Source organism: Pigmentiphaga sp. CHJ604 (assembly GCF_036972535.1).
GTDB classification, from domain to species: domain Bacteria; phylum Pseudomonadota; class Gammaproteobacteria; order Burkholderiales; family Burkholderiaceae_B; genus Pigmentiphaga; species Pigmentiphaga daeguensis.
The window spans coordinates 4,029,066-4,053,766 of sequence record NZ_CP136998.1 but is presented as its reverse complement, the minus strand read 5'-3'; the positions used below and the strand labels follow the sequence as shown (position 1 = coordinate 4,053,766).

General features: G+C 67.9%; 20 protein-coding genes. 12 read left to right on the top strand and 8 right to left on the bottom strand.

Going from position 1 to position 24,701, the window contains the following annotated elements:
* The first annotated feature begins 143 nt into the window (after positions 1 to 143).
* Together carA and carB are read left to right on the top strand one after the other, a co-directional pair.
* On the top strand, positions 144 to 1,295 hold the full coding sequence (gene carA / locus R4823_RS19540) for a glutamine-hydrolyzing carbamoyl-phosphate synthase small subunit (RefSeq protein WP_087839719.1): 1,152 nt from the start codon (positions 144 to 146) through the stop codon (positions 1,293 to 1,295).
* Positions 1,296 to 1,303: 8 nt separating this feature from the next.
* Positions 1,304 to 4,540: a carbamoyl-phosphate synthase large subunit gene (gene carB, locus R4823_RS19535; protein ID WP_087839718.1), complete on the top strand. Its 3,237-nt coding sequence runs from the start codon at positions 1,304 to 1,306 to the stop codon at positions 4,538 to 4,540.
* A gap of 102 nt (positions 4,541 to 4,642) precedes the next feature.
* Here the strand turns inward: carB and R4823_RS19530 are convergent, their stop codons facing one another.
* Positions 4,643 to 5,056, bottom strand: a complete 414-nt coding sequence (locus R4823_RS19530; protein ID WP_279819167.1) for a MarR family transcriptional regulator — start codon at positions 5,054 to 5,056, stop codon at positions 4,643 to 4,645.
* Between R4823_RS19530 and R4823_RS19525 the strand changes: the two genes are divergently transcribed.
* From R4823_RS19525 to R4823_RS19515, 3 genes are all read left to right on the top strand, one after another.
* Complete coding sequence (locus tag R4823_RS19525) at positions 5,055 to 5,447, top strand: hypothetical protein (protein ID WP_279819169.1); 393 nt, start codon at positions 5,055 to 5,057, stop codon at positions 5,445 to 5,447. The two genes, R4823_RS19530 and R4823_RS19525, sit on opposite strands and share 2 nt — an antisense overlap.
* Before the next feature lie 207 nt (positions 5,448 to 5,654).
* Complete coding sequence (greA, locus tag R4823_RS19520; RefSeq protein WP_087839715.1) at positions 5,655 to 6,131, top strand: transcription elongation factor GreA; 477 nt, start codon at positions 5,655 to 5,657, stop codon at positions 6,129 to 6,131.
* A 245-nt stretch (positions 6,132 to 6,376) separates the two neighbouring features.
* The gene (locus R4823_RS19515; protein ID WP_087839714.1) at positions 6,377 to 6,802 is read left to right on the top strand and encodes a DUF4149 domain-containing protein; all 426 of its coding nucleotides are present in this window, start codon (positions 6,377 to 6,379) and stop codon (positions 6,800 to 6,802) included.
* Here R4823_RS19515 and R4823_RS19510 read toward each other — a convergent pair.
* A complete protein-coding gene (locus R4823_RS19510; protein ID WP_087839713.1) occupies positions 6,751 to 7,500 on the bottom strand; it encodes a YhbY family RNA-binding protein in 750 nt (249 codons plus the stop codon). The two genes, R4823_RS19515 and R4823_RS19510, sit on opposite strands and share 52 nt — an antisense overlap.
* 117 nt (positions 7,501 to 7,617) lie before the next feature.
* Here R4823_RS19510 and R4823_RS19505 point away from each other — a divergent pair, with 117 nt between their 5' ends.
* The 6 genes from R4823_RS19505 to R4823_RS19480 all read left to right on the top strand — a co-directional run bounded on the left by R4823_RS19505 (position 7,618) and on the right by R4823_RS19480 (position 14,347).
* The gene (locus tag R4823_RS19505; protein ID WP_087839712.1) at positions 7,618 to 8,268 is read left to right on the top strand and encodes an RlmE family RNA methyltransferase; all 651 of its coding nucleotides are present in this window, start codon (positions 7,618 to 7,620) and stop codon (positions 8,266 to 8,268) included.
* Between the two features lie 79 nt (positions 8,269 to 8,347).
* A complete protein-coding gene (gene ftsH, locus R4823_RS19500; protein WP_087839711.1) occupies positions 8,348 to 10,234 on the top strand; it encodes an ATP-dependent zinc metalloprotease FtsH in 1,887 nt (628 codons plus the stop codon).
* Between the two features lie 143 nt (positions 10,235 to 10,377).
* Positions 10,378 to 11,244 carry a dihydropteroate synthase gene (gene folP / locus R4823_RS19495; RefSeq protein ID WP_132979352.1) on the top strand — a complete coding sequence of 289 codons (867 nt, stop codon included), beginning with the start codon at positions 10,378 to 10,380 and terminating at the stop codon, positions 11,242 to 11,244.
* A gap of 51 nt (positions 11,245 to 11,295) precedes the next feature.
* Complete coding sequence (glmM, locus tag R4823_RS19490; protein WP_087839709.1) at positions 11,296 to 12,636, top strand: phosphoglucosamine mutase; 1,341 nt, start codon at positions 11,296 to 11,298, stop codon at positions 12,634 to 12,636.
* Between the two features lie 72 nt (positions 12,637 to 12,708).
* Positions 12,709 to 13,161 (top strand): histidine phosphatase family protein, encoded by a 453-nt coding sequence (locus R4823_RS19485; protein WP_087839708.1) that lies wholly within the window; start codon positions 12,709 to 12,711, stop codon positions 13,159 to 13,161.
* A gap of 382 nt (positions 13,162 to 13,543) precedes the next feature.
* Entirely contained in the window at positions 13,544 to 14,347 is an 804-nt protein-coding gene (locus R4823_RS19480) for a GNAT family N-acyltransferase (protein WP_087839707.1), read from the top strand.
* 140 nt (positions 14,348 to 14,487) lie between these two features.
* On the opposite strand, the gene ppx is transcribed toward R4823_RS19480, so the two are convergent.
* A complete protein-coding gene (gene ppx / locus R4823_RS19475) occupies positions 14,488 to 15,978 on the bottom strand; it encodes an exopolyphosphatase (protein WP_087839706.1) in 1,491 nt (496 codons plus the stop codon).
* Between the two features lie 135 nt (positions 15,979 to 16,113).
* Between ppx and ppk1 the strand changes: the two genes are divergently transcribed.
* Positions 16,114 to 18,207: a polyphosphate kinase 1 gene (gene ppk1 / locus R4823_RS19470; RefSeq protein WP_132979351.1), complete on the top strand. Its 2,094-nt coding sequence runs from the start codon at positions 16,114 to 16,116 to the stop codon at positions 18,205 to 18,207.
* On the opposite strand, the gene R4823_RS19465 is transcribed toward ppk1, so the two are convergent.
* The 5 genes from R4823_RS19465 to R4823_RS19445 all read right to left on the bottom strand — a co-directional run bounded on the left by R4823_RS19465 (position 18,204) and on the right by R4823_RS19445 (position 24,689).
* Positions 18,204 to 19,445 (bottom strand): RhtX/FptX family siderophore transporter, encoded by a 1,242-nt coding sequence (locus R4823_RS19465; RefSeq protein WP_132979350.1) that lies wholly within the window; start codon positions 19,443 to 19,445, stop codon positions 18,204 to 18,206. The genes ppk1 and R4823_RS19465 overlap by 4 nt on opposite strands.
* Position 19,446: 1 nt before the next feature.
* Positions 19,447 to 19,887, bottom strand: a complete 441-nt coding sequence (locus R4823_RS19460; protein ID WP_132979349.1) for a cupin domain-containing protein — start codon at positions 19,885 to 19,887, stop codon at positions 19,447 to 19,449.
* Positions 19,884 to 21,563, bottom strand: a complete 1,680-nt coding sequence (locus R4823_RS19455; RefSeq protein ID WP_338615849.1) for a PepSY-associated TM helix domain-containing protein — start codon at positions 21,561 to 21,563, stop codon at positions 19,884 to 19,886. Before R4823_RS19455 ends, R4823_RS19460 begins: the two co-directional genes overlap by 4 nt.
* 1 nt (position 21,564) lies before the next feature.
* Entirely contained in the window at positions 21,565 to 23,700 is a 2,136-nt protein-coding gene (locus R4823_RS19450; protein WP_338615848.1) for a TonB-dependent siderophore receptor, read from the bottom strand.
* A 113-nt stretch (positions 23,701 to 23,813) separates the two neighbouring features.
* Positions 23,814 to 24,689, bottom strand: a complete 876-nt coding sequence (locus tag R4823_RS19445) for an AraC family transcriptional regulator (RefSeq protein WP_132979347.1) — start codon at positions 24,687 to 24,689, stop codon at positions 23,814 to 23,816.
* Between the last annotated feature and the right edge of the window lie 12 nt (positions 24,690 to 24,701).

Below are 24,701 nucleotides of genomic sequence, written 5' to 3'. Positions count from 1 at the left end.
ACGGCGGCGAGTGGCGAGTTGGCACCGCGCCAGGCCCGCGCAGGAAGCTGCGCAAGAATGGCTGAGCCGGGTTGTGCCGCCCGACACCTTGCGGCGCCTGTTGGCGTACCCTCGGGAGGAGGACTCCATTCGGAGATTCTCTCTTGTTGCCGTCTCTCTTTCCCGAGACTACCCCCGCAATACTGGCGCTTGCCGACGGCACGATCTTTCGTGGCACGTCCATCGGGGCGCCTGGCCATGCAGTGGGCGAGGTCGTGTTCAATACCGCCATCACAGGGTACCAGGAGATCGTTACCGATCCCAGCTACAGCCGCCAGATCGTAACGCTCACCTATCCCCACATCGGCAATACCGGCATCAACGACGAGGACCGCGAGGCCGCCAAGGTCCACGTGGCGGGCCTGGTCGTGCGCGACTACTCGCTGGTCGTGTCGAATTTCCGCTCGCAGCGTTCGCTGTCCGACTATCTCGTCCAGCAGAACGTCGTGGGCATCGCCGGCATCGACACCCGCAAGCTTACCCGGATCCTGCGCGACAAGGGCGCCCAGAACGGCTGCGTGTACGCCGGCAGCGACGAACAGGAAGCCCTGCGCCTGGCGCGCGAATTCCCCGGCATGTCGGGCCTGGACCTGGCCAAGGTCGTGTCCGTGGACAAGGCCGCCGAGTGGACCGAAGGCATCTGGCGCCTGGGCGCCGGCCACGCGCCCAAGGGCGATGGCCGCTTCCACGTCGTCGCCTATGATTTCGGCGTGAAGTGGAACATCCTGCGCCTGCTGGTGGACCGCGGCTGCCGCGTCACCCTGGTGCCGGCGCAGACCCCGGCGGCCGAGGTGCTGGCCCTGAATCCCGACGGCGTGTTCCTGTCGAACGGCCCTGGCGATCCCGAGCCCTGCGACTACGCCATCGAGGCCACCCGCGCCTTCTTCGAGCGCCGGATCCCGGTGTTCGGCATCTGCCTGGGACACCAGATCATGGGCCTGGCGCTGAACGCCAAGACGCTGAAGATGAAGCTGGGCCACCACGGCGCCAACCATCCGGTCAAGGACGTCGCCACCGGCCGGGTCTTCATCACCAGCCAGAACCACGGCTTCGCCGTCGACCCCGAGACCCTGCCGGCCAATACGCGCGTCACGCACGTGTCGCTGTTCGACGGCTCGCTGCAGGGCTTCGAGCTGACCGACCGGCCGGCGTTCTGCTTCCAAGGCCATCCCGAGGCCAGCCCGGGACCCCACGACATCGTCGTCCTGTTCGATCGGTTCACCCAACTGATGCAACAGAGCAAGCAACAAGGTTAAGCCGCGTCATGCCCAAGCGTACAGATATCCAAAGCATCCTCATCATCGGCGCCGGCCCGATCGTCATCGGCCAGGCGTGCGAGTTCGACTACTCGGGCGCGCAGGCCTGCAAGGCGCTGAAGGCCGAGGGTTACAAGGTGATCCTGGTCAACAGCAACCCCGCCACGATCATGACGGACCCGGAAACGGCCGACGTCACCTACATCGAGCCCATCACCTGGCAGGTGGTCGAGAAGATCATCGAGAAAGAGCGCCCCGACGCGCTGCTGCCCACCATGGGCGGGCAGACCGCGCTGAATTGCGCGCTGGACCTCGACAAGCAGGGCGTGCTGGCCAAGTACGGCGTGGAGCTGATCGGCGCCAACGCCCATGCGATCGAGAAGGCCGAGGACCGCCAGAAGTTCAAGGACGCGATGACCAGCATCGGCCTGGAGTCGGCCAAGTCGGGCGTCGCCCACTCCATGGACGAAGCCTGGGACATGCAGCGCCGCATCGCCGAGCAGACCGGCACCAGCGGTTTCCCGGTCGTGATCCGGCCCAGCTTCACGCTGGGCGGCACGGGCGGCGGCATCGCCTACAACGCCGAGGAATTCGAGACCATCTGCCGCCGCGGCCTGGAGGCCTCGCCCACCAGCGAACTGCTGATCGAGGAATCGCTGGTCGGATGGAAGGAATTCGAGATGGAAGTCGTGCGCGACAAGGCCGACAACTGCATCATCGTCTGCTCCATCGAGAACCTGGATCCCATGGGCATCCACACCGGCGACTCGATCACGGTCGCCCCGGCGCAGACGCTGACCGACAAGGAATACCAGCTGATGCGCAACGCCTCGATCGCGGTGCTGCGCGAGATCGGCGTGGACACCGGCGGTTCGAACGTGCAGTTCGCGGTCAACCCGGCCAACGGCCGCATGATCGTGATCGAGATGAACCCGCGCGTGTCGCGGTCGTCGGCGCTGGCCTCGAAGGCCACGGGCTTCCCCATCGCCAAGGTGGCGGCCCGGCTGGCGGTCGGCTACACGCTGGATGAACTGCGCAACGACATCACCGGCGGCGCGACGCCCGCCTCGTTCGAGCCCACCATCGATTACGTGGTCACCAAGGTGCCGCGTTTCGCGTTCGAGAAGTTCCCGCAGACCGACGCCCACCTGACCACGCAGATGAAGTCCGTGGGCGAGGTGATGGCCATCGGCCGTACCTTCCAGGAGTCGTTCCAGAAGGCGCTGCGCGGCCTGGAAGTGGGCGTGGACGGCTTGAACCAGAAGACCACCGATCGCGAGCGCATCGAGGTCGAGCTGGGCGAGCCCGGTCCCGAGCGCATCTGGTTCGTGGGCGACGCCTTCGCGCAGGGCTTTTCGCTCGAGGAAGTGCACCAGCTGACCCACATCGATCCGTGGTTCCTGGCGCAGATCAAGGAAATCGTCGATATCGAGCTGGCGCTCGAGAAGAAGACGCTGGCCGATCTCGACCGCAACACTTTCTGGCAGCTCAAGCGCAAGGGTTTCTCCGATCGCCGCCTGGCCTATCTGCTGGACACCACCGAGACCGAGGTGCGCAAGCTGCGCCACCAGTACGACGTGCGTCCGGTCTACAAGCGCGTCGACACCTGCGCGGCCGAGTTCGCCACGCATACCGCCTACATGTACTCGACCTACGAGGAAGAGTGCGAGGCCAACCCCACCGACAAGAAGAAGATCATCGTGCTGGGCGGCGGACCGAACCGCATCGGCCAGGGCATCGAGTTCGACTATTGCTGCGTGCATGCCGCCATGGCGCTGCGCGAGGACGGGTTCGAGACCATCATGGTCAATTGCAACCCGGAAACCGTCTCGACCGACTACGACACTTCCGACCGGCTGTATTTCGAGCCGCTCACGCTGGAGGACGTGCTCGAGATCGTCGACAAGGAAAAGCCGGTCGGCATGATCGTCCAGTACGGCGGCCAGACTCCGCTGAAGCTGGCCAAGGCGCTGGAAGCCAACGGCGTGCCCATCATCGGCACCAGCCCGGAATCCATCGACATCGCCGAGGACCGCGAGCGCTTCCAGAAGCTGCTGCACAAGCTCGGCCTGCGCCAGCCGCCCAACCGCACGGCGCGCACCGAAGCCGAGGCCCTGGCGCATGCCCAGGACATCGGCTATCCGCTGGTGGTGCGCCCCAGCTACGTGCTGGGCGGCCGCGCGATGGAAATCGTGCACGAGCAGAAGGACCTCGAGCGCTACATGCGCGAGGCGGTCAAGGTCAGCAATGACTCGCCCGTGCTGCTGGACCGCTTCCTGAACGACGCCATCGAAGTCGACGTGGACTGCCTGTCCGACGGCAAGCGCGTCTTCATCGGCGGCGTGATGGAACACATCGAGCAGGCCGGCGTGCACTCGGGCGATTCGGCCTGCTGCCTGCCGCCGTACTCGCTGTCGGCCGAGCTGATCGAGGAAATCAAGCGCCAGACCGGCCTGATGGCGCGCGCGCTGAACGTGGTCGGCCTGATGAACGTGCAGTTCGCGATCCAGCAGGGCACCGTCTACGTGCTGGAAGTGAATCCGCGCGCCTCGCGCACCGCGCCGTACGTGTCCAAGGCGACCTCGCTGCCGCTGGCCAAGATCGGCGCCCGCGCCATGGCCGGCCGTTCGCTCGACGACCAGGGCCTGGGCGAGGAAATCGTGCCCAGGTATTTCTCGGTCAAGGAAGCAGTGTTCCCGTTCGTGAAGTTCCCGGGCGTGGACACCATCCTCGGACCCGAGATGAAGTCCACCGGCGAAGTGATGGGCGTGGGCGAGAGCTTCGGCGAGGCCTTCGTGAAGTCGCAGCTCGCGGCCAGCGTGCGCCTGCCTGAAAGCGGCACCGCCTTCATCAGCGTCAAGAACGAGGACAAGGGCAAGGTCATCGCGGTTGCGCGCGGCTTGCACGGCCTGGGCTTCTCGCTGGTCGCCACGCGCGGCACGGCGGCCGCCATCGAGGCCGCGGGCATCCCGGTGAAGGTCGTCAACAAGGTCACCGAGGGCCGGCCCAACATCGTCGACATGGTCAAGAACGGCGAGATCGCGCTGGTGATCAACACCGTGGAAGAGCGCCGCAACGCGATCGCCGATTCGCGGGCCATCCGGACCTCGGCGCTGGCCTCGCGCGTCACCTACTACACGACGGTGGCGGGCGCCTGGGCGGCGGTCGAGGGCATGCAGTACATGCGCCAGGGCGCCGGCCTGCAGGTGTATTCGCTGCAGGAACTGCACCGCTCGGTGGCCTGACGGCTTCCCGCCGGAACGTTCCCGGCGAGGGCGCTTCCCCGCAAGGGGGAGCGCCCTTTGTCTTGGCGCGCCGCCAGATGCGAAGGCAAGGGAAGGGCGCCGTCAGGCGTCCTTGCGCAGCTTGCTCAGGATGCCGACCAGCGCCGCCAATTCGTCCCGTGACAGGCGTGACATCTCCGCGGGCGGGCGCTGATAGGCGGCCATCAGGTCCTGCAGGGTCTCCGTACCCCTGCGCGTCACACGCACCAGCTTGACCCGCCGGTCGTCGGGCGAGGGTACCCGCTCGGCCAGCCCTGCGCGTTCGAGGCGGTCCACCAGCCAGGTCGCCGTGGATGGATCGCACCCCCACTCACGCGCCAGCGTGCCCACCGGCTTCCCCGCCTTGTCCAGCGAGAAGAGCGCGCGCGAATCGTTGGGCGTGAGGCCATGCTTCTGCTGGCTCTCCAGGCGCTGGGGGGCCGACTTCATCAGGAAATCGAACATCAGTTTCCAGGCGTCGGCGGCGCTGGAAGCCATGAATGCCTTACGCAACGAGACGAGCATCCGCCCGAAAGTCGCCCGTTTCCTGGCGGCCGAGGCCGCGCTGTTCGCCGCCGCCAGCCTGGTCCATGCCGGCGTCCTGGGCCATGCCTACGGGCATGCGAGGGCGGCCACGGCCGAAGGGATCATCGCCGGGGTGCTGATTCTGGGTTTGCTTGCGGGGCGGCGGTGGGCCGGCGCGGCCCGCCGCATTGCGCTGGGGGTCCAGGCATTCGCCCTGCTGGGGACGCTGGTGGGCGTTTTCACCATCGTGATCGGAGTGGGGCCGCAGACCTGGCCGGACCTCGTGTTCCACATCGTCCTGCTGGGGGTGCTGGTGCTGGGAATAGCCATGGCGGCGCGGCCGGCCGGTCGTTCCAAGGGTTAACCCTTGGTTTTCAAACGGTAAAGTTTGCCCGAGGGCGCTTGCGCGTTCTCGCCAGTTTTCGGACAATCTACATTGATCGCCCCGGTTCCTGATCGAGCCGGGGTTTTATTTTTCACCATCGCCATTCCCGGCCGCGCCCGTAGCGCGGCAGGCGCCAGCTTGCGCCTTCGCGGGGATGCGAAATCCACAGACGTAAAGGAAGTACACATGGCTGCCATTCCGCTGACCTTGCGCGGGGCCGAGCGCCTGAAGCAGGAACTGCATCGACTCAAGACGGTGGAGCGACCCGCCGTGATCACCGCGATCGCCGATGCCCGCGCCCAAGGAGACCTGTCCGAGAACGCCGAATACGATGCCGCCAAGGAAAAACAGGGCTTCATCGAAGGGCGCATCCAGGAGCTCGAGGCCAAGCTGTCGAATGCGCAGATCATCGATCCGGTCGAACTGGACGCGGGCGGCCGCATCGTGTTCGGCGCCACGGTCGACCTGGAGGACCTGGAGTCCAGCGAGCGTGTCACCTACCAGGTGGTGGGCGACGACGAGGCGGACATCCGGTCCAACCTGATCTCGGTATCCAGCCCCATCGCGCGCGCGCTGATCGGCAAATCGGTCGGCGACGTGGCCGAGGTGCAGGCGCCGTCCGGCATCCGGGAGTACGAGGTTCTGGACGTCCGGTATATATAGTCCCCCCTGATCTGGTACCCCCCTACGCGCTGACGCGCGCCCAGAATGGTGAGCCCCCAGCCGCTACGCGGCAGCCCCCCAAGGGGGCCGGGACCCGCCTTGGGGCGGCCCGGCGCCGGGTCCCGTGGGGCGATGCGGGTGGACCGGCGGAGCCGGATCCACCGCATCCTGGACTTGAGGGGTGGGGTTCTTTTGCCCTATTTTTGTCCTGATTCAATGTGTTGGTCTGCCCTGGAGGCTGATTGATGGCTACGGTGGTGCGGCTGTTGGCGGCGCTGTGGTGTGGGGCGCTCTGGACGATCGGGCTGGTGGTGGCGCCGTTGTTGTTTTCCCAGCTCGAGCCCATGCGCGCGGCGGCGACGGCGGGATCGCTGTTCCGGTTGCTGGCGTATGGCGGGCTGGTGGTGGCGTTGTCGATGCTGCTGCTGGACCGGCTGGGGCGCGGGCTGCCGCTGGGGGCGGCGGGGCGCCGCGCCGTGCTGCTCATGGCGGTGGGAGTGGGGTTGGGGTATTTCGGCACCCGGCCCGTGCTGGACTACGGACGAGCCCTGATCGCCGCCGGCCAGGCCGTTCCCGCCTGGGCGGATTTCGGGACCTGGCACGGGGTGTCGAGCGTGCTTTACTTCTTGGTGGCGGTCCTGGGCTTGCGGCTGGTGGCGGTCGTGCGTTGACCGCCTTCGGCCGGCCGGCCACGGGCGCCGGCGCGCAACGACAGCGCGCTGCCCGCCCGCTTGGCCGCGGGCTTGCCGGCTGCGGTCTTGCGGGCGGCGCCCAGCGTCGAACCAAGGCCCGAGGGCCGGCGGGCCGGCGTGGTGCGCGCGGCGCCCCGGCGCGAACCGGTTTCCTCGTGGATGGACGGCCGTTGGCGCTTGTCCGTGCCCAGGTAGCGTTCCCGCGCGGTCATGGCGCCGCCGTCGCGCTCGGCCCGGTCCGGGCGTTCCGCCCTGGTGCGGGCCGGTGCGGCGGGCTTGCCGGCCACCGCCAGCTTCTTGGGCAGGTGGGCTTCGTTGGCCTTGCGCGCGCCGGTACCCAGCGTGGACACGTCCGGCTTGGGCTTGCGGGCGCCCAGCAGGTCGGCCGCGTCGGGATCGCGTTCGGTGGGACGGTACAGGATGAAGATCTTGCCCAGGTGATGGACGGGCGCGCAGGACAGCTCGCCGCAGATCTTGTAGAGCAGTTCGTCTCGCGTGGCGCGGTCCTCGCCGCCGGCGCGGACCTTGATCAGGCCGTGCGCCGAGAGGTTGCGGTCGATTTCCTGCAGGACGGCGTCGCTCAGGCCCTTGTCGCCGATGAGGACGACCGGCTTGAGCGGGTGGGCAGCGGCCCGGAGGGCGCTGCGCAATGTCGAATTGATGTCTAGGACTGGCATGACGAGATTGTACGGGAGCCGGGCCAACGGCGCGATGGCCAGTCCGCAGTATGCTCCCGATAGCGCGGCGATGCCGCATTGATTTGAATCGATACCGACCCGGGCGACCGGGCAGATATGGCCAAGAACAAGTTTTCGAAGAACTGGTTGCACCAGCACATCAACGACCCCTATGTGAAGCTCGCGCAGCAGAAGGGATACCGTGCCCGGGCCGCCTTCAAACTGACCGAGATCCTGGATACCGAGAAGCTCATGAGGCCCGGCGACGTGGTGATCGACCTCGGTTCGGCGCCCGGCAGCTGGTCCCAGGTCGCCCGCGAGCGCCTGGCCGGCCCGCAGGGTACCATACGGGGACGGATCATCGCCCTGGACCTGCTTCCCATGGAGCCGGTGGCCGGCGTGGAATTCATCCAGGGCGATTTTCGCGAGGAAGCCGTGTTGCATCAGCTCGAGGCCCTGCTGGGAAGCCAGCCGGTGGACCTTGTGATTTCCGACATGGCCCCCAATCTATCGGGAGTCGGGGCTGCGGACTCGGCGCGTATCCAGCACGTGTGCGATCTGGCACGGGAGTTCGCGCAGGAGCACCTCAAGCCCGACGGGGCGCTGATCGTGAAGGCTTTTCACGGCAGCGGCTTTTCCCAGATCGTGCAGAGTTTCAAGCAGACTTTCCGCCGAGTGGTGGAACGCAAGCCCAAGGCGTCGCGGGACAAATCCTCCGAGACCTTTCTCGTGGGGGTGGGGCTGAAGAATCCCGGCGGCCGACAATAGTAGAATCGGACTTAGTGTCCGATCGGGCCGGATATTTTCCGGCAGGTCGACCGATCGGCAATCAAGTAGGAGATCGACCTTGAACAACATGTTCTCCAAAGTCGCGGTCTGGATGGTGATCGCATTCGTCCTGTTTACGGTCTTCAAGCAGTTCGAGGGCCGTACCCGTCCGCAGGACACCGTGTCCTACTCCCAGTTCATGGAAGAGGCCAAGGCCGGGCGCATCCAGAAAGTCGACATCCAGGGCGATGTGCTGAGCGTCACGCCCACCGACGGCCGTCCCTACAGCATCACGTCCCCCGGCGATCTCTGGCTGGTCAGCGACCTGATGAAGTACGGCGTCCAGGTATCGGGCAAGGCCAAGGAAGAGCCCTCGCTCTTCATGAGCATCTTCGTCTCGTGGTTCCCGATGCTGCTGCTGATCGGCGTCTGGATATTCTTCATGCGCCAGATGCAGGGCGGCGGACGCGGCGGCGCGTTCAACTTCGGCAAGTCGCGTGCGCGCATGCTGGACGAGAATTCGAACACGGTCACCTTCGCCGACGTCGCGGGCTGCGACGAGGCCAAGGAAGACGTCCAGGAACTGGTCGACTTCCTGCGCGACCCCTCGAAATTCCAGAAGCTGGGCGGCCGCATTCCGCGCGGCGTGCTGATGGTGGGCTCGCCGGGTACCGGCAAGACCCTGCTGGCGCGCGCCATCGCCGGCGAGGCCAAGGTGCCGTTCTTCAGCATCTCCGGCTCGGACTTCGTCGAGATGTTCGTCGGCGTGGGCGCGGCCCGCGTGCGCGACATGTTCGAGAACGCCAAGAAGCATGCCCCCTGCATCATCTTCATCGATGAAATCGACGCCGTCGGCCGCCAGCGCGGCGCCGGCCTGGGCGGCGGCAACGACGAGCGCGAGCAGACCCTGAACCAGATGCTGGTGGAAATGGACGGCTTCGAGACCGGCCAGGGCATCATCGTGATCGCCGCCACCAACCGGCCCGACGTGCTCGACCCGGCGCTGCTGCGCCCGGGCCGCTTCGACCGCCAGGTCGTGGTGCCGCTGCCCGACATCCGCGGCCGCGAGCAGATCCTGAAGGTCCACATGCGCAAGGTGCCGGTGTCGTCCGACGTCGACGCCACCATCCTGGCCCGCGGCACGCCCGGTTTCTCGGGCGCGGACCTCGCCAACCTCGTGAACGAGGCCGCGCTGTTCGCCGCCCGCCGCAACGGCCGCACGGTGGACATGCTGGACTTCGAGAAGGCCAAGGACAAGATCATCATGGGCGCCGAGCGCCGCTCCATCGTCATGCCCGAGGAAGAGCGCCGCAACACCGCGTACCACGAGTCCGGCCACGCCATCGTCGCCAAGATGCTGCCCAAGACCGACCCGGTGCACAAGGTCACCATCATCCCGCGCGGCCGCGCGCTGGGCGTGACCATGCAGTTGCCCGAGGGCGATCGCTACAGCATGGACAAGGACCGCATGCTGAACACCATCGCGGTGCTGTTCGGCGGCCGTATCGCCGAAGAGGTCTTCATGAACCAGATGACCACCGGCGCCTCGAACGACTTCGAGCGGGCGACCCAGATCGCGCGCGACATGGTCACCCGCTACGGCATGACCGACTCGCTGGGCCCCATGGTCTATGCCGAGAACGAAGGCGAGGTGTTCCTGGGCCGCAGCATCACCAAGACGACCCAGGTGTCCGAGGCGACCATGCAGAAGGTCGATGGCGAGATCCGCCGCATCATCGATGAGCAGTACGCGGTGGCGCGCAAGATCCTGGAGGACAACCGCGACAAGGTCGAATCCATGACCCGCGCGCTGCTCGAGTGGGAAACCATCGACGCGGACCAGATCAACGACATCATCGACGGACGTCCGCCGCGGCCGCCCAAGGCCTCGGATTCGGCCGGCGCGCCGCCCAACACGCCGCCCAGCACCGGCGGCGTCGCGCAGAACGCAACAGCGGTGGCTTAGCGGTCCCCCTACGCGCTTGGCGCGGCCCCCAGGGGCGGCACTGGCGGACCGGCGGAGCCGGATCCGCCGTGCCCTGGGAGGGCAACTGGCTGGTGGAGGGCGGCGTTTTTGCCGCCCTTTGTTGTTTCGTGGCGTAAGCATGCATGCAGGGTTCCGTGCCAATTCATTCTGATACTCCGCTTCGGCTTCAGTGCGGTCGCTTTTCTCTTGAGTTTTCCCGGCCGCTGGTCATGGGGGTCATCAACGTCACGCCGGATTCGTTTTCCGATGGGGGGAAGAGTCTGGCGCTGGATGCGGGGATCGCGCATGCGCGGCAACTGGTCGCCGAAGGGGCCGACATGCTGGATATCGGCGGCGAGTCGACGCGGCCGGGGGCCGCGCCGGTGTCGTTGGAGGACGAGCTGGCAAGGCTGTTGCCGTTGATCGAGGCGCTGCGGGATTGCGGGGTGCCGTTGTCGGTGGACACCTTCAAGCCGGCGGTGATGCGGGCGGCGCTGGATGCGGGCGCCGACATGATCAACGATATCTACGGATTCCGGCAGCCGGGGGCCATCGAGGCGGTGGCGCGGGGGGCGAGCGGTTTGTGCGTGATGCACATGCAGGGCGAACCGCGCACCATGCAGCAGGCGCCGGTCTACGGTAACGTGGCCGGCGAGGTGGCCGCCTTCCTGCGCCAGCAGGCGCAGCGCCTGCTGGCGGCAGGCGTGGCACGCGAGCGGATCTGCCTGGACCCGGGATTCGGGTTCGGCAAGACTACCGCCCACAACTACCAGCTCATGCGTAGTTTGCCCACTATCGGTGCGCTGGGATATCCGCTACTAATCGGAGTGTCCCGCAAGACCATGATCGGGGCGGTGACCGGCAAGCCCGTGGGGGAACGGGTGGCGGGCAGCGTCGCGGCGGCCCTGGCCGCGGTGGATCGCGGGGCGGCCATCGTCCGCGTCCACGACGTCGCGGCCACCGTGGACGCCCTGAAGGTCTGGCAAGCGGTGCAGGCCTGGGACGAATGATGGCCGCGCGCTCTCGCGCGGACAAGAACAACAAGCAGGGGGCCATCCAAGATGGTTGGACGACGCAAGTATTTCGGAACCGACGGCATTCGGGGCAAGGTCGGATCAAAGGTCATCAACGCGGAATTCGCGCTGCGCCTGGGGTATGCGGCCGGTCGGGTCCTGACGGCCGAACATCGCGAGGGAGGGAAGCCGGTCGTCCTGATCGGCAAGGACACGCGCATCTCCGGCTACATGCTGGAATCGGCGCTCGAGGCCGGGCTGTCCGCGGCGGGCATCGACGTGCTGCTGGCCGGTCCCATGCCCACGCCGGCCATCGCATACCTGACCAGGGCGCTGCGCCTGTCGGCCGGCATCGTGATCAGCGCTTCGCACAATCCCTATTTCGACAACGGCATCAAATTCTTCTCGGCCACGGGCATGAAGCTGGCCGACGAGGTCGAGCTGCGCATCGAGGCGGCGCTGGGCGAACCGGTCGGATGCGTGCCGTCCGGCAAGCTGGGCCGCGCCAAGCGCCTGACGGATGCCGCGGGCCGCTACATCGAATTCTGCAAGAGCGGATTCCCCAACGATCTCGACCTGACCGACATGCGGCTGGTGATCGACGCGGCCCATGGCGCGGCCTATCACGTGGCGCCTGCCGTGTTCGAGGAGCTGGGGGCCACCGTCAGCTGTATAGGCTGCGCGCCCAACGGCATGAACATCAACGACGGCGTCGGCGCCACGCACCTGGATGCGCTGGCCGAGGCGGTGGGAGCGCAGAAGGCCGACCTGGGCATCGCGCTCGACGGCGATGCCGACCGCGTGTTGATGGTCGATGGCGACGGCAGGCGCTACAACGGCGACGAGCTGCTGTATGCCATCGTGACCGACCGCCTGCTGGCCGGACCGGTCGCGGGCGTGGTCGGCACGCAGATGACCAATCTTGCCTTCGAGCACCGGATGCGCGACCTGAACGTGCCGTTCGCGCGCGCCGCCGTGGGCGACCGCTACGTGCTGGCGATGCTGCGCAAGAAAGGCTGGCTGTATGGTGGCGAGAGTTCCGGCCACGTGCTGTGCCTGGACCGGCATACGACCGGGGACGGCACCATGGCCGGGCTCCAGGTCCTGGCGGCGATGCGCCGCCAGGGCAAGTCGCTGGCCGAGCTGTTGGAGCCGCTGCGGCTGTATCCTCAGAAGCTGGTGAACGTTCCGCTCGCGCCGGGCCTGGACTGGCACGAGCACGCCGGGCTGGCCCATGCCAGGGAAGAGGTCGAGCGGCGCCTGGACGGCCAGGGACGGGTACTGATCCGTGCCTCGGGTACGGAGCCCAAGCTGCGCCTGATGGTCGAGGCGGCCGAGGAGGCCCTGGTCGACGAGTGCCTGGGACTCCTGTCCGCCAGCCTGGCCTAGGGTCTGTCAAGCCTCAGTCATGCCCGGCAGGCAAAATCGGGAGCTTCGATCATGACCATGCAAGCAGCATCCATGAACCTGATTCTCTGGCGCCACGCCGAGGCTGAAGACGGCCCGAACGACCTGCAGCGCGCCCTGACGCGGCGCGGGCACAAGCAGGCCGAGGCCGTCGCCGCGTGGCTCCGGGCCCATGGCCCTTCCGACCTGATGGTCATGGCCAGCCCCGCGGTGCGCACGCGCCAGACCGCCGACGCCCTGGGCTGCGACTACACCGTCGTGCCGGAACTGGCGCCCGAGGCCGCGCCCGCCCACGTCCTGGCCGCCTCCGGCTGGCCCCTGTCGCCGCGATCGGTGCTGGTGGTGGGCCACCAGCCCACGCTGGGGCGTGTGGCCAGCACCCTGCTGGCCGGCGAAGACCTGCCCTGGAGCCTGAAGAAGGGCGGCCTGTGGTGGCTGGCCCGCCGCCAGCGCGACGAAGACTTCCAGGTCGTCGTCCGCGCGGTCATCAATCCCGAGTTTGTCTAGGGAAGCCCACCCTCTACCCGCTTCCGCGGGCCCCCTCAAGGGGGCGATGCGGGTGGACCGGCGGAGCCGGATCCACCGCATCCTGGGTCTAGTACCCGTTTCTCGGGTTGTGGCGCCGGTGCTTCGCTGGCTGCCAGCGAAGCACCGGTGCTTCAGTCCAAGACAGTTTCCCTAGACCCAGGAAACCGCGGATCCGGCTTTGCCGGTCCGCCGGTTTCGCCCCCTGGGGGGCGCGCGTAAGCGCGTAGGGGGGGGCTCCATTCGTAAGCAGGCGTTTCAACAAGGGCACGAATTGTGACCGATTCATGGTACCGTCATTATTCTGTCAATGACGTGAAACGCTAAGCACCGACACTCGACTTACCTGTCAAGGAGTGTGCATATGCTCGAATTCACCCGCATCGAAGCGCGTCGCGGCCTGGCCGACGAACTTCAAGGCGGTGTCCAGACCCCCGGCCTGGCTGTGGGGCTGGCGCGTTCCTGGGAAGAGGTCCGGCAAGCCCAGCGCCTGCGCTACGAGGTGTTCACCGAAGACATGGGGGCCGTGTTCCCGACCGCCATCGACGGCATCGACGAGGACCGGTTCGATGCATGGTGCGAACACCTCATCGTGCGCGAACTGGATACCGGCCGGGTCGTGGGCACCTACCGCATCCTGGGGCCCGATCAGGCCCGCCAGGCCGGCGGCTACTATTCCGAATCCGAGTTCGACCTGTCCGGCCTGGGCGCCATCCGCAGCGAGCTGGTCGAGTTCGGACGTTCCTGCACCCATCGCGACTACCGCAGCGGCGCCGTCATCATGCTGCTGTGGTCGGGGCTGGCCGAGTTCCTGCGCCGCACCGGAAAGCGCTACGTGTTCGGTTGCGCCAGCGTCAGCCTGCGCGACGACGGCGCGACCGCGGCCGGGGTGTACCGCTCGGTGGCGGCCGACATCGAACAGGCCCGCGACCTGCGCGTGCAGCCGCTGCACCGCCTTCCCGTCGAGCGCCTGGACTGCAACCTGCCGACCCGCGTGCCGCCGCTGATCAAGGGCTACCTGAAGGTGGGGGCCCGCGTCTGCGGCGAACCGGCCTGGGACGCCGATTTCAACACGGCCGATTTCCCCATGCTGCTGTCCATCGACGCGCTGGACGATCGCTATCGCCGGCACTTCGGGCTGGAATCCCAGGTCTCGAGGCGTTCGTGAGGTCCGTGGCGTCGCCTGGCCGCCGCCTGGCGGCCGCGTTCCCGCGTCCGTCGGCAACGCGGCGCAGGCGCTTGCGGTTGACGCGGCGGCTGCGCCGCACCGGGGTGAAGGTATTGCGCCGGCTGACCCGGCGCCTGCGTTCAGAGCTCAAGCAGCTCGAACGTGAATCCCACCTTGCGCCATTCTGATTCCTCGGCGCGCAGCGTGAAGTCGGTCAGCGGGTGCGCACTCATCCAGGCCGCGTCGGTCTTGACGATGATGGACGATCCCTTGACCGAGACCTTGATGGGCGGCGCGGCGATGTCCTCGCGCCGGCGGTAGAGAATGGCCGCCAGGCGCAGGCACAGGATGGCGATCCATTGCTCGTGGTGGTTGACCAGGTGCTGGAGCTTGGCCAGCTTGCCCTGGTGGCCCAGCGCCAGGAGCGCGAGCAGCGCCTGGTCCTGGCGCGAGAAGCCCGGCATGTCGGCGTGTTCGAGGATGTAGGCCGAGTGCCGGTGATAGGTGTTGTGGGCGATGGACAGGCCGATCTCGTGCAGGTCGGCGGCCCAGCCCAGCACCCGGGTCAATTCCTGGTGCTCGTCGGCGGGCATGGGCACCAGTTGCTTGAACAGTTCCAGCGCCGTCTGGCGCACGCGCGTGGCCTGGGCGCGGTCCACCTTGTAGCGGCTCATGAACTGGCGCACCGTGTCGTCGCGCTTGTCCAGCGAGGCGTCGCGGCCGGCCAGGTCGTACAGCACCCCCACGCGCAGCGCGCCGTCGGCCGTGCGCATCACGTCCAGGCCCAGCTCGTCGAAGATCGCGCTCATGATGGCCAGGCCCCCGGGCAGCACCGAGATGCGGTCCGGCTTGATGCCCGCCAGCTGCGCGCGTTCGACCGTACCGGCCTTGATCAGCTTGTCCTTGAGCTTGTCCATGCCGCGGCGCGTGATGCCGGATTCCGAAAAGCCGGACTCGGTCAGGATCGCGCCCAGCGCCTTGCTCGTTCCCGACGAGCCGTAGGCTTCCTGCCATCCCGCCTTGCGATACTGCTTGGCGATGACCTCGATCTCGCGGCGGGCGGCCATTTCGGCCTGCTTCATGGCGTGGGCGTCGATGATGCCGTCGGGGAAGTAGGCGCGGCTGAAGCTCACGCATCCCATGTACAGCGATTCCATCAGCTCGGGCTCGAAGCGCCGTCCGACGATGAACTCGGTCGAGCCGCCGCCGATGTCGACCACGAGCCGCTTGGCGGGGGAAGGGGGCAGGGAGTGCGAGACGCCCGAGAAAATGAGGCGCGCTTCCTCGCGCCCGGCGATGACCTCGATGGGAAAGCCCAGGGCCTCTTCCGCCAGCGGCAGGAACTCGGCGACGTTGCGCGCCACGCGGAACGTGTTGGTGGCCACTGCCCGCACGCGTTCCGGATGGAAGCTGCGCAGGCGTTCGCCGAAACGGCGCAGCACCTGCAGCGCGAAATCGGTGGTCGAGGTATCCAGCGTCTTGTCCGCCCGCAGGCCCGCCGCCAGCCGCACGGTTTCCTTGAGCCGGTCGACCGGGTAGATCTGGATGGTCCCGCCTTCGTCGACCACGCGGCCGATCACCAGGCGGAAACTGTTGGAGCCGAGATCGACGGCGGCGAGCAATTGGTTCATGGAATGGAAAGAAGGAATGCGAACTGCAAGAATAAGGCGCTTCGATGACAGAATGGTTGCACTGTCATAAGGTAGTCATCATTTTGACGCAAAAATAACCGTCTCAGCTTCGTCGCCCATTTTTGCGGATATTCCATGGTTGCCAGATTGCCTGCCAAAGACCTGTTCCTGAATCGCGAGCTTGCCTTGCTCAAGTTCAACGAACGAGTGCTGGCCCTGGCCGAGGACGACCGGGCGCCCCTGCTCGAGAGATTGCGGTTCCTGTGCATCGTCGCATCGAACCTGGACGAGTTCTTCGAGATCCGCGTGGCCAGCCTGCATGAACAGGTGCGGCAGAATCCCGGTGCGCGCGGGTTGGATGGCCGCACGCCGGCCGAGGTCGTGCAGCGTGTATCCGAGGCCGCCCATGCGCTGGTCGAGCGCCAATATGCCTTGCTGAACCGCGAGGTGCTGCCGCGGCTGCAGGCCGAGGGCATCGTGCTGCACATGGCGCAGAGCTGGACCCCGGCGCAGCGGGCGTGGGCGCACGAGGTCTTCCGGCTGGACGTCATGCCGCTGTTGACGCCCATCGGCCTCGACCCGGCCCATCCTTTCCCGCGGGTATTCAACAAGAGCCTGAACTTCGCCGTCCAGCTGTCGGGACGCGACGCCTTCGGCCGCAATGCCGCCATCGCCATCGTGCAGGCGCCCCGCGCCTTGCCGCGCCTGACGCAGATGCCGCCCGAGCTGTCCGGCCACCCTCACGGCTACGTCATGCTGACCTCGTTCATGCAGGCCTTCGTGGGCGACCTGTTCCCCGGCATGACGGTGGACGGCTGCTACCAGTGGCGCTTGACGCGCAACAGCGACCTGTTCGTCGATGACGAGGAAATCACCAACCTGCGCCAGGCCCTGCAAGGCGAGCTGACGCAGCGGCATTTCGGCGACGGCGTCCGGCTGGAGCTGGCCGACTCCAGCCCGGTGGAGCTCGAGAACTTCCTGCTCAAGGAATTCTCCCTGACGCCCGCCGACGCCTACCGGGTGGACGGGCCGGTCAACCTGGCGCGGCTGATGCAGCTGGTGAACGGCATCAACCGGCCGGAGCTGAAATTCCCGCCGTTCCGCGCGGCCATTCCGTCCCCCTTCGACCGCAACAACCTGACGCCGGACGAGCTGTTCAAGGCCATCGCCACGCAGGACCGGCTGCTGCACCATCCCTACCAGTCGTTCCAGCCCGTCATCGATTTCCTGACCGCGGCGGCGGCCGATCCCGGCGTGGTCGCCATCAAGCAGACCATCTACCGCACCGGCGAGGACTCCGAGCTGATGCGCCTGCTGCTGGCGGCCGCCCGTTCGGGCAAGGAAGTGACCGTGGTGGTGGAACTGATGGCACGCTTCGACGAGCAGACCAACATCAACTGGGCCGCCCGCCTGGAAGAGGTGGGCGCGCACGTGGTCTACGGCGTGGTGGGGCACAAGACCCACGCCAAGATGGCCCTGGTGCTGCGTCATGAGCGCGGCCGCATCCGCCGCTACGGCCACCTGGGCACCGGCAACTACCATCCCAGCACCGCGCGCCTCTACACCGACTTCGGCCTGTTCACCGCCGATGCGCGCATGTGCGAGGACATGGAGCAAATCTTCTCGCAACTGACCGGACTGGGCGCGCGCCGCCACCTGAAATGCCTGCTGCAGGCGCCGTTCTCGCTGCACGAGACCATGGTGGCGCTGGTCCGCCGCGAGGCACGCCATGCGCGGGCGGGCAAGCCGGCGCGGATCATGGCCAAGATGAACTCGCTGCTCGAGCCCTCGGTAATCGAGGAGTTGTACAAGGCCAGCCGCGCCGGCGTGCGCATCGATCTGGTGGTGCGGGGCGTATGCACCCTGCGCGCGGGCGTCCCCGGGCTGTCGGAGAACATCACCGTGCGGTCCATCGTCGGCCGCTTCCTGGAGCATTCGCGGGTGTTCTACTTCCTGAACGGCGGCCAGGAGATGGTCTACCTGGCGTCCGCCGACTGGATGGACCGCAATTTCTTCCGCCGGGTCGAGGTCGCTTTCCCCATATTCGACCCGGCCCTGAAGAAGCGGGTGATCGATGAATCCTTCACCTTCGCCCTGCGCGACAACCAGCTGGCCTGGCAGCAGCAGCCCTCGGGGGATTACGTCCGGGTGCGATCGCGCCGCCGGCCGTTCAACCTCCATGCGCACCTGATGAAGGCGCTGGGCGGTTTCGACGAAACAGCCGGTTAGGCCCGGCGCGACCGCAGCAGCGCCGGCGTCAGTACCAGCGTGGCCAGCGCCAGCCCGACGCCAACCATGAAGCTGCCGCCGTAGCCCGCCAGCGCGGCCAGGGCCATCAGCGACGAGGACGCGGCCATCTCGCCCAGGTCACGCATGCTCTGCACGGCGGTCATGTCGGTGCCGGCCTGGTCGCGCGCGTGGGCGAAGCGCATGGCGGCGGTCATCATCGCGACGGATGCGCTGCCGGCGCCGAAGCTGGTCAGCAGCGTCGCCACCCAGACCGCGTAGGCGGGCAGCGCGGGCGAGGTCCACGCCAGCGCGGTCCAGACCGCGGCCGCCACGCCCGCCGAGGCGATGCCGGTGAAAAACACCGCCCAGGTGCCCAGCCGCGACACCAGCCAGGCGCCGCCTCCGCATCCCAGGACGATGGTGACTGCGCCGCCGACCATGCCCACCTGACCGATCTTCTCGAGCGCCCAGCCGGCATCGACCAGCAGCAGCTTGGACAGGCCGTGGCAGGCCACCACGGTCACGGCGGACAGGAAGGCGGCGGCGACCAGGGCCCAGGCATGCCGACCTGACCGCAGGAAGCGCCACAGGCTGGCCTGCCGCGGGCGCGGCCATCGATCGGAGAGGGACGCGGGCTCGCGCCAGGCGGCGACCAGCGCCAGGCTGAGCGCGATGGGCAGGGCCAGGAGCAGCAGCGCGCCCGTCAGGCCGACGCGCGCATAGGCCATCAGGAACACCGGGCCGCCGTAGAAGAAGCCGATCATGGTGCCGGCGACCTGGACCGCGTTGGCGGTGCCGAGCACATGAGGTTCGAACCGTTCGGCGACCAGGCCGTCGGTGGCGATGTCCTGCGTGGCGCTGGCCAGCGACGCGGCCACCGACAGCGCCAGCAGATAGGGCAGGGTGGCCTGCGTGACACCGATCGCCATGACGCCCAGCAGCAGCGCCAGGACCAGCGCCTGCATGGGCAGGATCCAGCTGCGCCGGCGCCCCAGGCGTGGCGACCAGTGGTTGTCCACGATGGGTGCCCAGCCGCATTTCAGTACCCAGGGCAGGCTTACCAGGGGTAGGTAGGCCAGGGCCCCGAGGCTGGCGCCCTGGCCGCGCAGGATGGCCGGCAGCGCTTCCATCGCGAGCCCGAAGGGGATGCCCTGGGAAGCGTACAGGCAGGCGATCATGGGCCATTGCAGCAGCGTGGCGCCGCGCCGTGCCGTGGAGGCGGGGGAATGGGTGTGCATGTCAGTCTTCCTGGTCGTGGGGGCGGTGCAGGCGGTGCTCGCTGTCGGTGGCGGGAGTGACGAACATCAGGCGGCCCGGCTGGCCTACCTCCAGCCGGTGCCACCATCCCTGGGGAACGACGAGGGATTCGCCCGCGACGACTTTCAGTTCGCATTCGGCGCCCGCGTCCGCGGCCAGGACGACACGCAGCGATCCTTCCAGCAGCGTCAGGATTTCGTCGCCGCGCGGATGCCGCTCCCAGTGGTTGCCGTGGACCGAGGCGGTATCGGAAATGGGTTTGATGCCCATGATCCAGCCGGCCCGCGGCAGGCCATTCCGCTGGAAGGGCATCAGATGGACGGTCGCGTCGGCCTGGAGGACGGCCAGCGAAGAGGACAGCGCGAAAAGCCGGGGCTGGCGCGAGGCGTCGCCGGCGGGGGCGGGGAGTTTGTGTCGGGTCATGATGGATGGCGAAAGGAAAAACGGGCGAGCCGCCACGTCAGGGTGCCCGCCAGGATCAGCAGGAGGTCGAAGGCCAGCGCCGGCAGTTGGGCGGCCAGCGGGTGGCCGGCCTGGCGCGCCAGATCGGCGATGGCCGCCAGCCAGAGCAGCAGGCCGGCAAGCCGCAGCGCGGCCGTGGTGCGCCGGCCGCCGTGTCCGGGCCAGGCGAAGCCGGCGGCCGACGCCAGCCAGGAGCCCCAGAAGGCCCACGCTTGCAGCGCCGGCCGGTCCGGCATGGCGTCCGGCGTCAGGCAGGTCATGGCCAGGAGCACGCTGCACGAGAGCGTCAACCCCAGGCAGACGCCTTGTGCGATCCGCCTCGGCCAGGCCAGCGGACGGTCCGGCGTTGCCCGCCGCCGCAGCCAGAGCCAGGTGCCGGAGGCGGCCAGCAGCGCGGCGGCCATGCCGCCCGCCGCATGCAGCCAGCGGCTGGCCGTGCCGCCGTACTGCGCGAAGTGCAGGGGCTGGATGGCGATGAACGCCTGGGTCCAGGGCCCACGCTGCGCCGCGCTATCGTGGCGCAGCAGCGCGCCGTCGCGCAGACGGTAGTGGAAGCGCTCGAACACGCCGGTGCTCAACTGGCCGGCGCCGTGGCCGCGCAGAGTGGCGTAGGCCTGTGCATCGCCCCAATGCAGGATGGCGACGCTTTCCACCTGGAATCCGGGATGGGCCTGCCGGTGCCTGTCGACCAGGGCGTTCAGGCTGGACATGGCGGCGGGCTGCCCCAGCGCGGGGAAGGAAGCATTGTCCATCAGCGCCTGCATGGCCCGGCGCGGGTCGTCGGGGAAGGCGTGGGGCGCCAGGTTGACGGTCGCCAGCGCGCCCAGGCCCGAGAAGATGCCCGTCACCGCGATCAGCAGCAGGAGCGGCGACAGCCAGAGCCCCAGCAGCTTGTGGACGTCCAGCGCCAGCGTCCGGGCATCCGCGCCGATGCGCAGGCGCAGCAGTCCGGGGGACCGGCGGGGATGGTTGGCTACGCCGCCCACGACGAGGAAGGCCAGCGCGAAGCCGAACAGGCTGACGACCACCCGCCCCGGAAAGCCCGCGTGCAGGGTGTTGTGCAGCGTGACCAGCAGCTCCGCCGCGCCGCCACGGGTGGCGGGCATGGGACGGGCATCGTCGGCGCGCAGGACCAGCGCGGCCTGGCCGGCGGCCGGCCGGCCGCCGGCGGAGGCCACGATGGCATGGCGCCGCAGGCCGTCCGGCAACTGGATCATCAGCGACGCGGCATCGCCGAATCGCGCCTGGCCCGCATGCAGCAGGGCGTCCAGGTCGGGTCGCGGGGCGGGGGCCTGCCGCTCGGATGGCATCTCCCAATAGCGGACTTCCTGCTTGAGCACGGCGAACACGCCGGTCAGGCAGACCACGAACAGCACGAGGCCCACGATCATGCCGGCCCACGCGTGGGTGACGGCCACGGCGCGGCGCATGGGCACGGCTGCGCGTGTGCCCAGGAGCAGGCTGCCGCCCAGCAACAGCAACTGCGCCAGCACGCCGATGAACATGCCGGCATACAGCCGGTCCAGCGCATCGTCCAGCGGCGCCCGGCGCGCGATGGCGATCGCCAGCCCGATGGCGGCCGCGGGGGCGCCCAGGACGGCCAGGCCGGTGCGCAGGGGCCAGTGCGGAGCCGGCACCCTAGTACTCCATGCGCAGCGTCAGCGCCACGCTGCGGGGTTCGCCGTAGCGGTTGTTCCAACTGGTGCCGGACAGGCTCTGGTAGTAGCGCCGGTCGAATAGGTTGTTGACGTGCAGCGCCGCGCTCATGTGTTTGTTGATGCGGTAGCCGATCCGCAGGCTGGCCAGGGCATAGCCGCCCTGGCGCAGGGTCACGCCGCCGGACTGCACGGTGTAGGCGCTTTGCGCCTGGATGCCCACGCCCGCGCTGAGCCGGCCATCGTTTCCGGGCAGTACGGTATTCGTCCAGAGCCTGAAGATGTGCTTGGGCGTGAAGCGGGCGAAGGGCTGTCCCTGCGACTGAGCATCCTTCAGGTACTCCGTGGCGTTGTAGGTATAGCCCAGCGACAGGTCCAGCCCCGGCATGACCCGGCCGTTGACTTCCGCCTCGATCCCGCGGCTCTCGACTTCGCCGCCAGCGATGTAGTAGCAGACCGCGCCCGCGCAAGGATGCGCGGGGTCGGTCTGCGCGCGGTTGCGCTGCCGGATGTTGAAGAGGGCCAGGCTGGCATCCAGCCGCCCTTCCAGCAGGCCGCCCTTGATGCCGACTTCCCGGTTGCTTCCCTGGACCGGATCCAGCATGCCGCCCTCCCACGTGGTCTGTGTCTGGGGCTGGAAGACCTGTGCGTAGCTGGCGTAGAGCGCCCACTGCGGCGTGATGTCCAGGACCAGGCCGCCATAGGGCGTGAACTCGCTGCTGAGCCGGGAACTGGCGGAGGCGGTGTCCTGCTTCCATCGGCTCACCCGTCCCCCCAGGATCAGCTTGAGAGGATCGGCCAGCGAAAACCGGCCCATCGCATAGATGCCCGACTGGACCATGCGCGTCGGCCCGCGCGACGCGTAGGGACCGACCGCCGGTTCGGGCACGCTGCGCGGATCCCATTTCCATACGTCCACCGGCACGCCGATCGGCGCCAGGAAACTGGCGGAGAACTGCTCGGTGCTGGTGCGCAGGTGGTTGATCCCGACCAGCGCCTCGTGCCGCCGGCCGAACAAGGTGAAGGGGCCGTTCAGGTAACCGTCGGCGCTGGTCTGGCGGTTCTCGAATTCATAGGCGCCGCCGGTCAGGCGCGGACCGGTGCCCGTTGCGGGATCGACCGCGCCATTGGCGCCGGCATATTTCAGGTCGGCGTCGCCCGTCAGGTGGTTGACGTTGAGCCTGGCGGTCCAGCCGTTGTCGAACGCATGCTCCAGGCCGGCGAACAGCCGCGTGTTGTCCCAGTCGAAGCGGTCCCAGGCGACATCCAGGTAGGTCGAGCGCGGCAGGCCGATATCGCGGCCGTCGCGATAGAAGGGAACCCCGGCCATGTTGGTGATGGAACGGATGCGCTGGTGATGGACACCCACCGACAGCACGGTGGCGGGGCCCAGGTCGAGTTCAGCCGTGCCGTACAGATTGGTGGACTTCTGGCCTGCCACGTCGTAGAAGAAATCGCGGTCCTCATGGCTGGCCACCAGCCTTGCGCGCAGGCTGCCGCTTTCGTTCACCGGGCCGCCCACGTCCGCTTCGGCGCGGTAGCGGTTCCAACTGCCGGCGGTCAGCGCGCCGCGCGCCTCGAACCGCCGCGGCGCCCGCCTGGGCACGAGGTTGACGGTGGCGGCCGGGTTGCCCGTGCCCTGGAGCAGGCCGTTGGCGCCGCGCACGATTTCCACCCGTTCGTACATGCCCATGTCTTCCGGCGCACTGGCCGTCTGGCCCATGAGCACGGGCACGCCGTCCTGCTGGAAGGAGTCGATCTTGAAGCCACGGGCGTAGTAGCCCGTGGTGAGCTGCTGATAGGGCTGGACGGTGATCCCGGGCGCCTGCTGCAGCACTTCCTCCAGCGTCTGCAGGTTCTGCTGCTGCATGCGCTCGCGGTCGATGACGGTGATCGACTGCGGCGTTTCCTTGGCGGACTGCGACGTCTTGAGCAAGGACGACGGCGTGTCCGCGCCGCCGGTGACGGTCACCGCGGGCAGCATGCTGGCCGGCGGCTCGGGGACGGCCTGGGCATGGACACCGGCGCCCAGCAGCATGATGGCCGAGGCCAGCGCGGTGCGGGCCGGGCCGGGTCGGAAGGCGCCAGGCCGGGAATGAAATGGCTTGCGGATATCCACGGAGACCCTCTCCCTTTCTTGAATTGAGAATCAATCTCAACAATTCTAGGGAGGGCGCCGGGGACGAATTGGCGGTTGCCGGTATCAATCTGGCGATCGGGCGTATCCGCGGGCTAGCGGCGCAGTCCGCGCGGCGCGATGCCGAAACGTTTCTGGAAAGCCTTGGAGAAATGCGAATCGCTGTAGCCGGCGGCAAACGCGGCCTGGGCCACGGTGCATCGGCCGGCGGCCAGCATGCGATAGGCGAGTTCGAGACGCTGGTCGCGCACGAATTGATAGACGCTGCAGCCGAACACGGCCCGGAACCCCCGCGTCAGCGTCGTGACGTTCAGGCCGACCTGGCGACCCAGGGCCGCCAGGCCGGGCGGATCGGAAAGCTGTTCGAGCAGCCGCGCGCGGGCCTCGTGCAGCGCGTCGAGCTGGCGCGGCGACAGCATGAGCGCATCGGCCTGGGCCGGGCTGGCGGCGGGAATCAGTTCCAGGCCGGCCAGCACGGTGGCGGTCAATTCCAGCGCCTTGCCGGCCAGGTAGAGATCACGCAGGTTCCCGCGCAGGGGGCAGGCCAGCAATTGCCGGCCCAGGGCCTGCAGGATCCGGTTGGCCTGCCGGTCGAGGAAAAACGGGGTGTCGGTGCCGTTGCGCTGGCGGGCATGCCGTCCGATGTCGAGGTCCAGGCCTTCCTGCAGCGCTTCCTCGGGCATGCGCACGGCCACGTAGTGCAGCGGCGAGGCGGCATGGAAGGCATGGCTGACCATGAACGGGCTGCGGCTCAGGCTGAGGTGGACCGCGGGGCCCTTGAGGCCTATCTGGCGGTGTTTTTGCATCGAATAACGCAGCTCCCCGCCCAGCAGCAGGACCAGCTTCAAGCCGGCGTCGTTCTGCTCGGTAATGGCCTGGTCTTGATCCATGCGCAATATGCCACCGCTGATGGACAGCGAGGCGGTCATCGCGGGGACATGCCATTGTTCGGGCACGGGAGCAGGCATCATTTTTTTTATGAA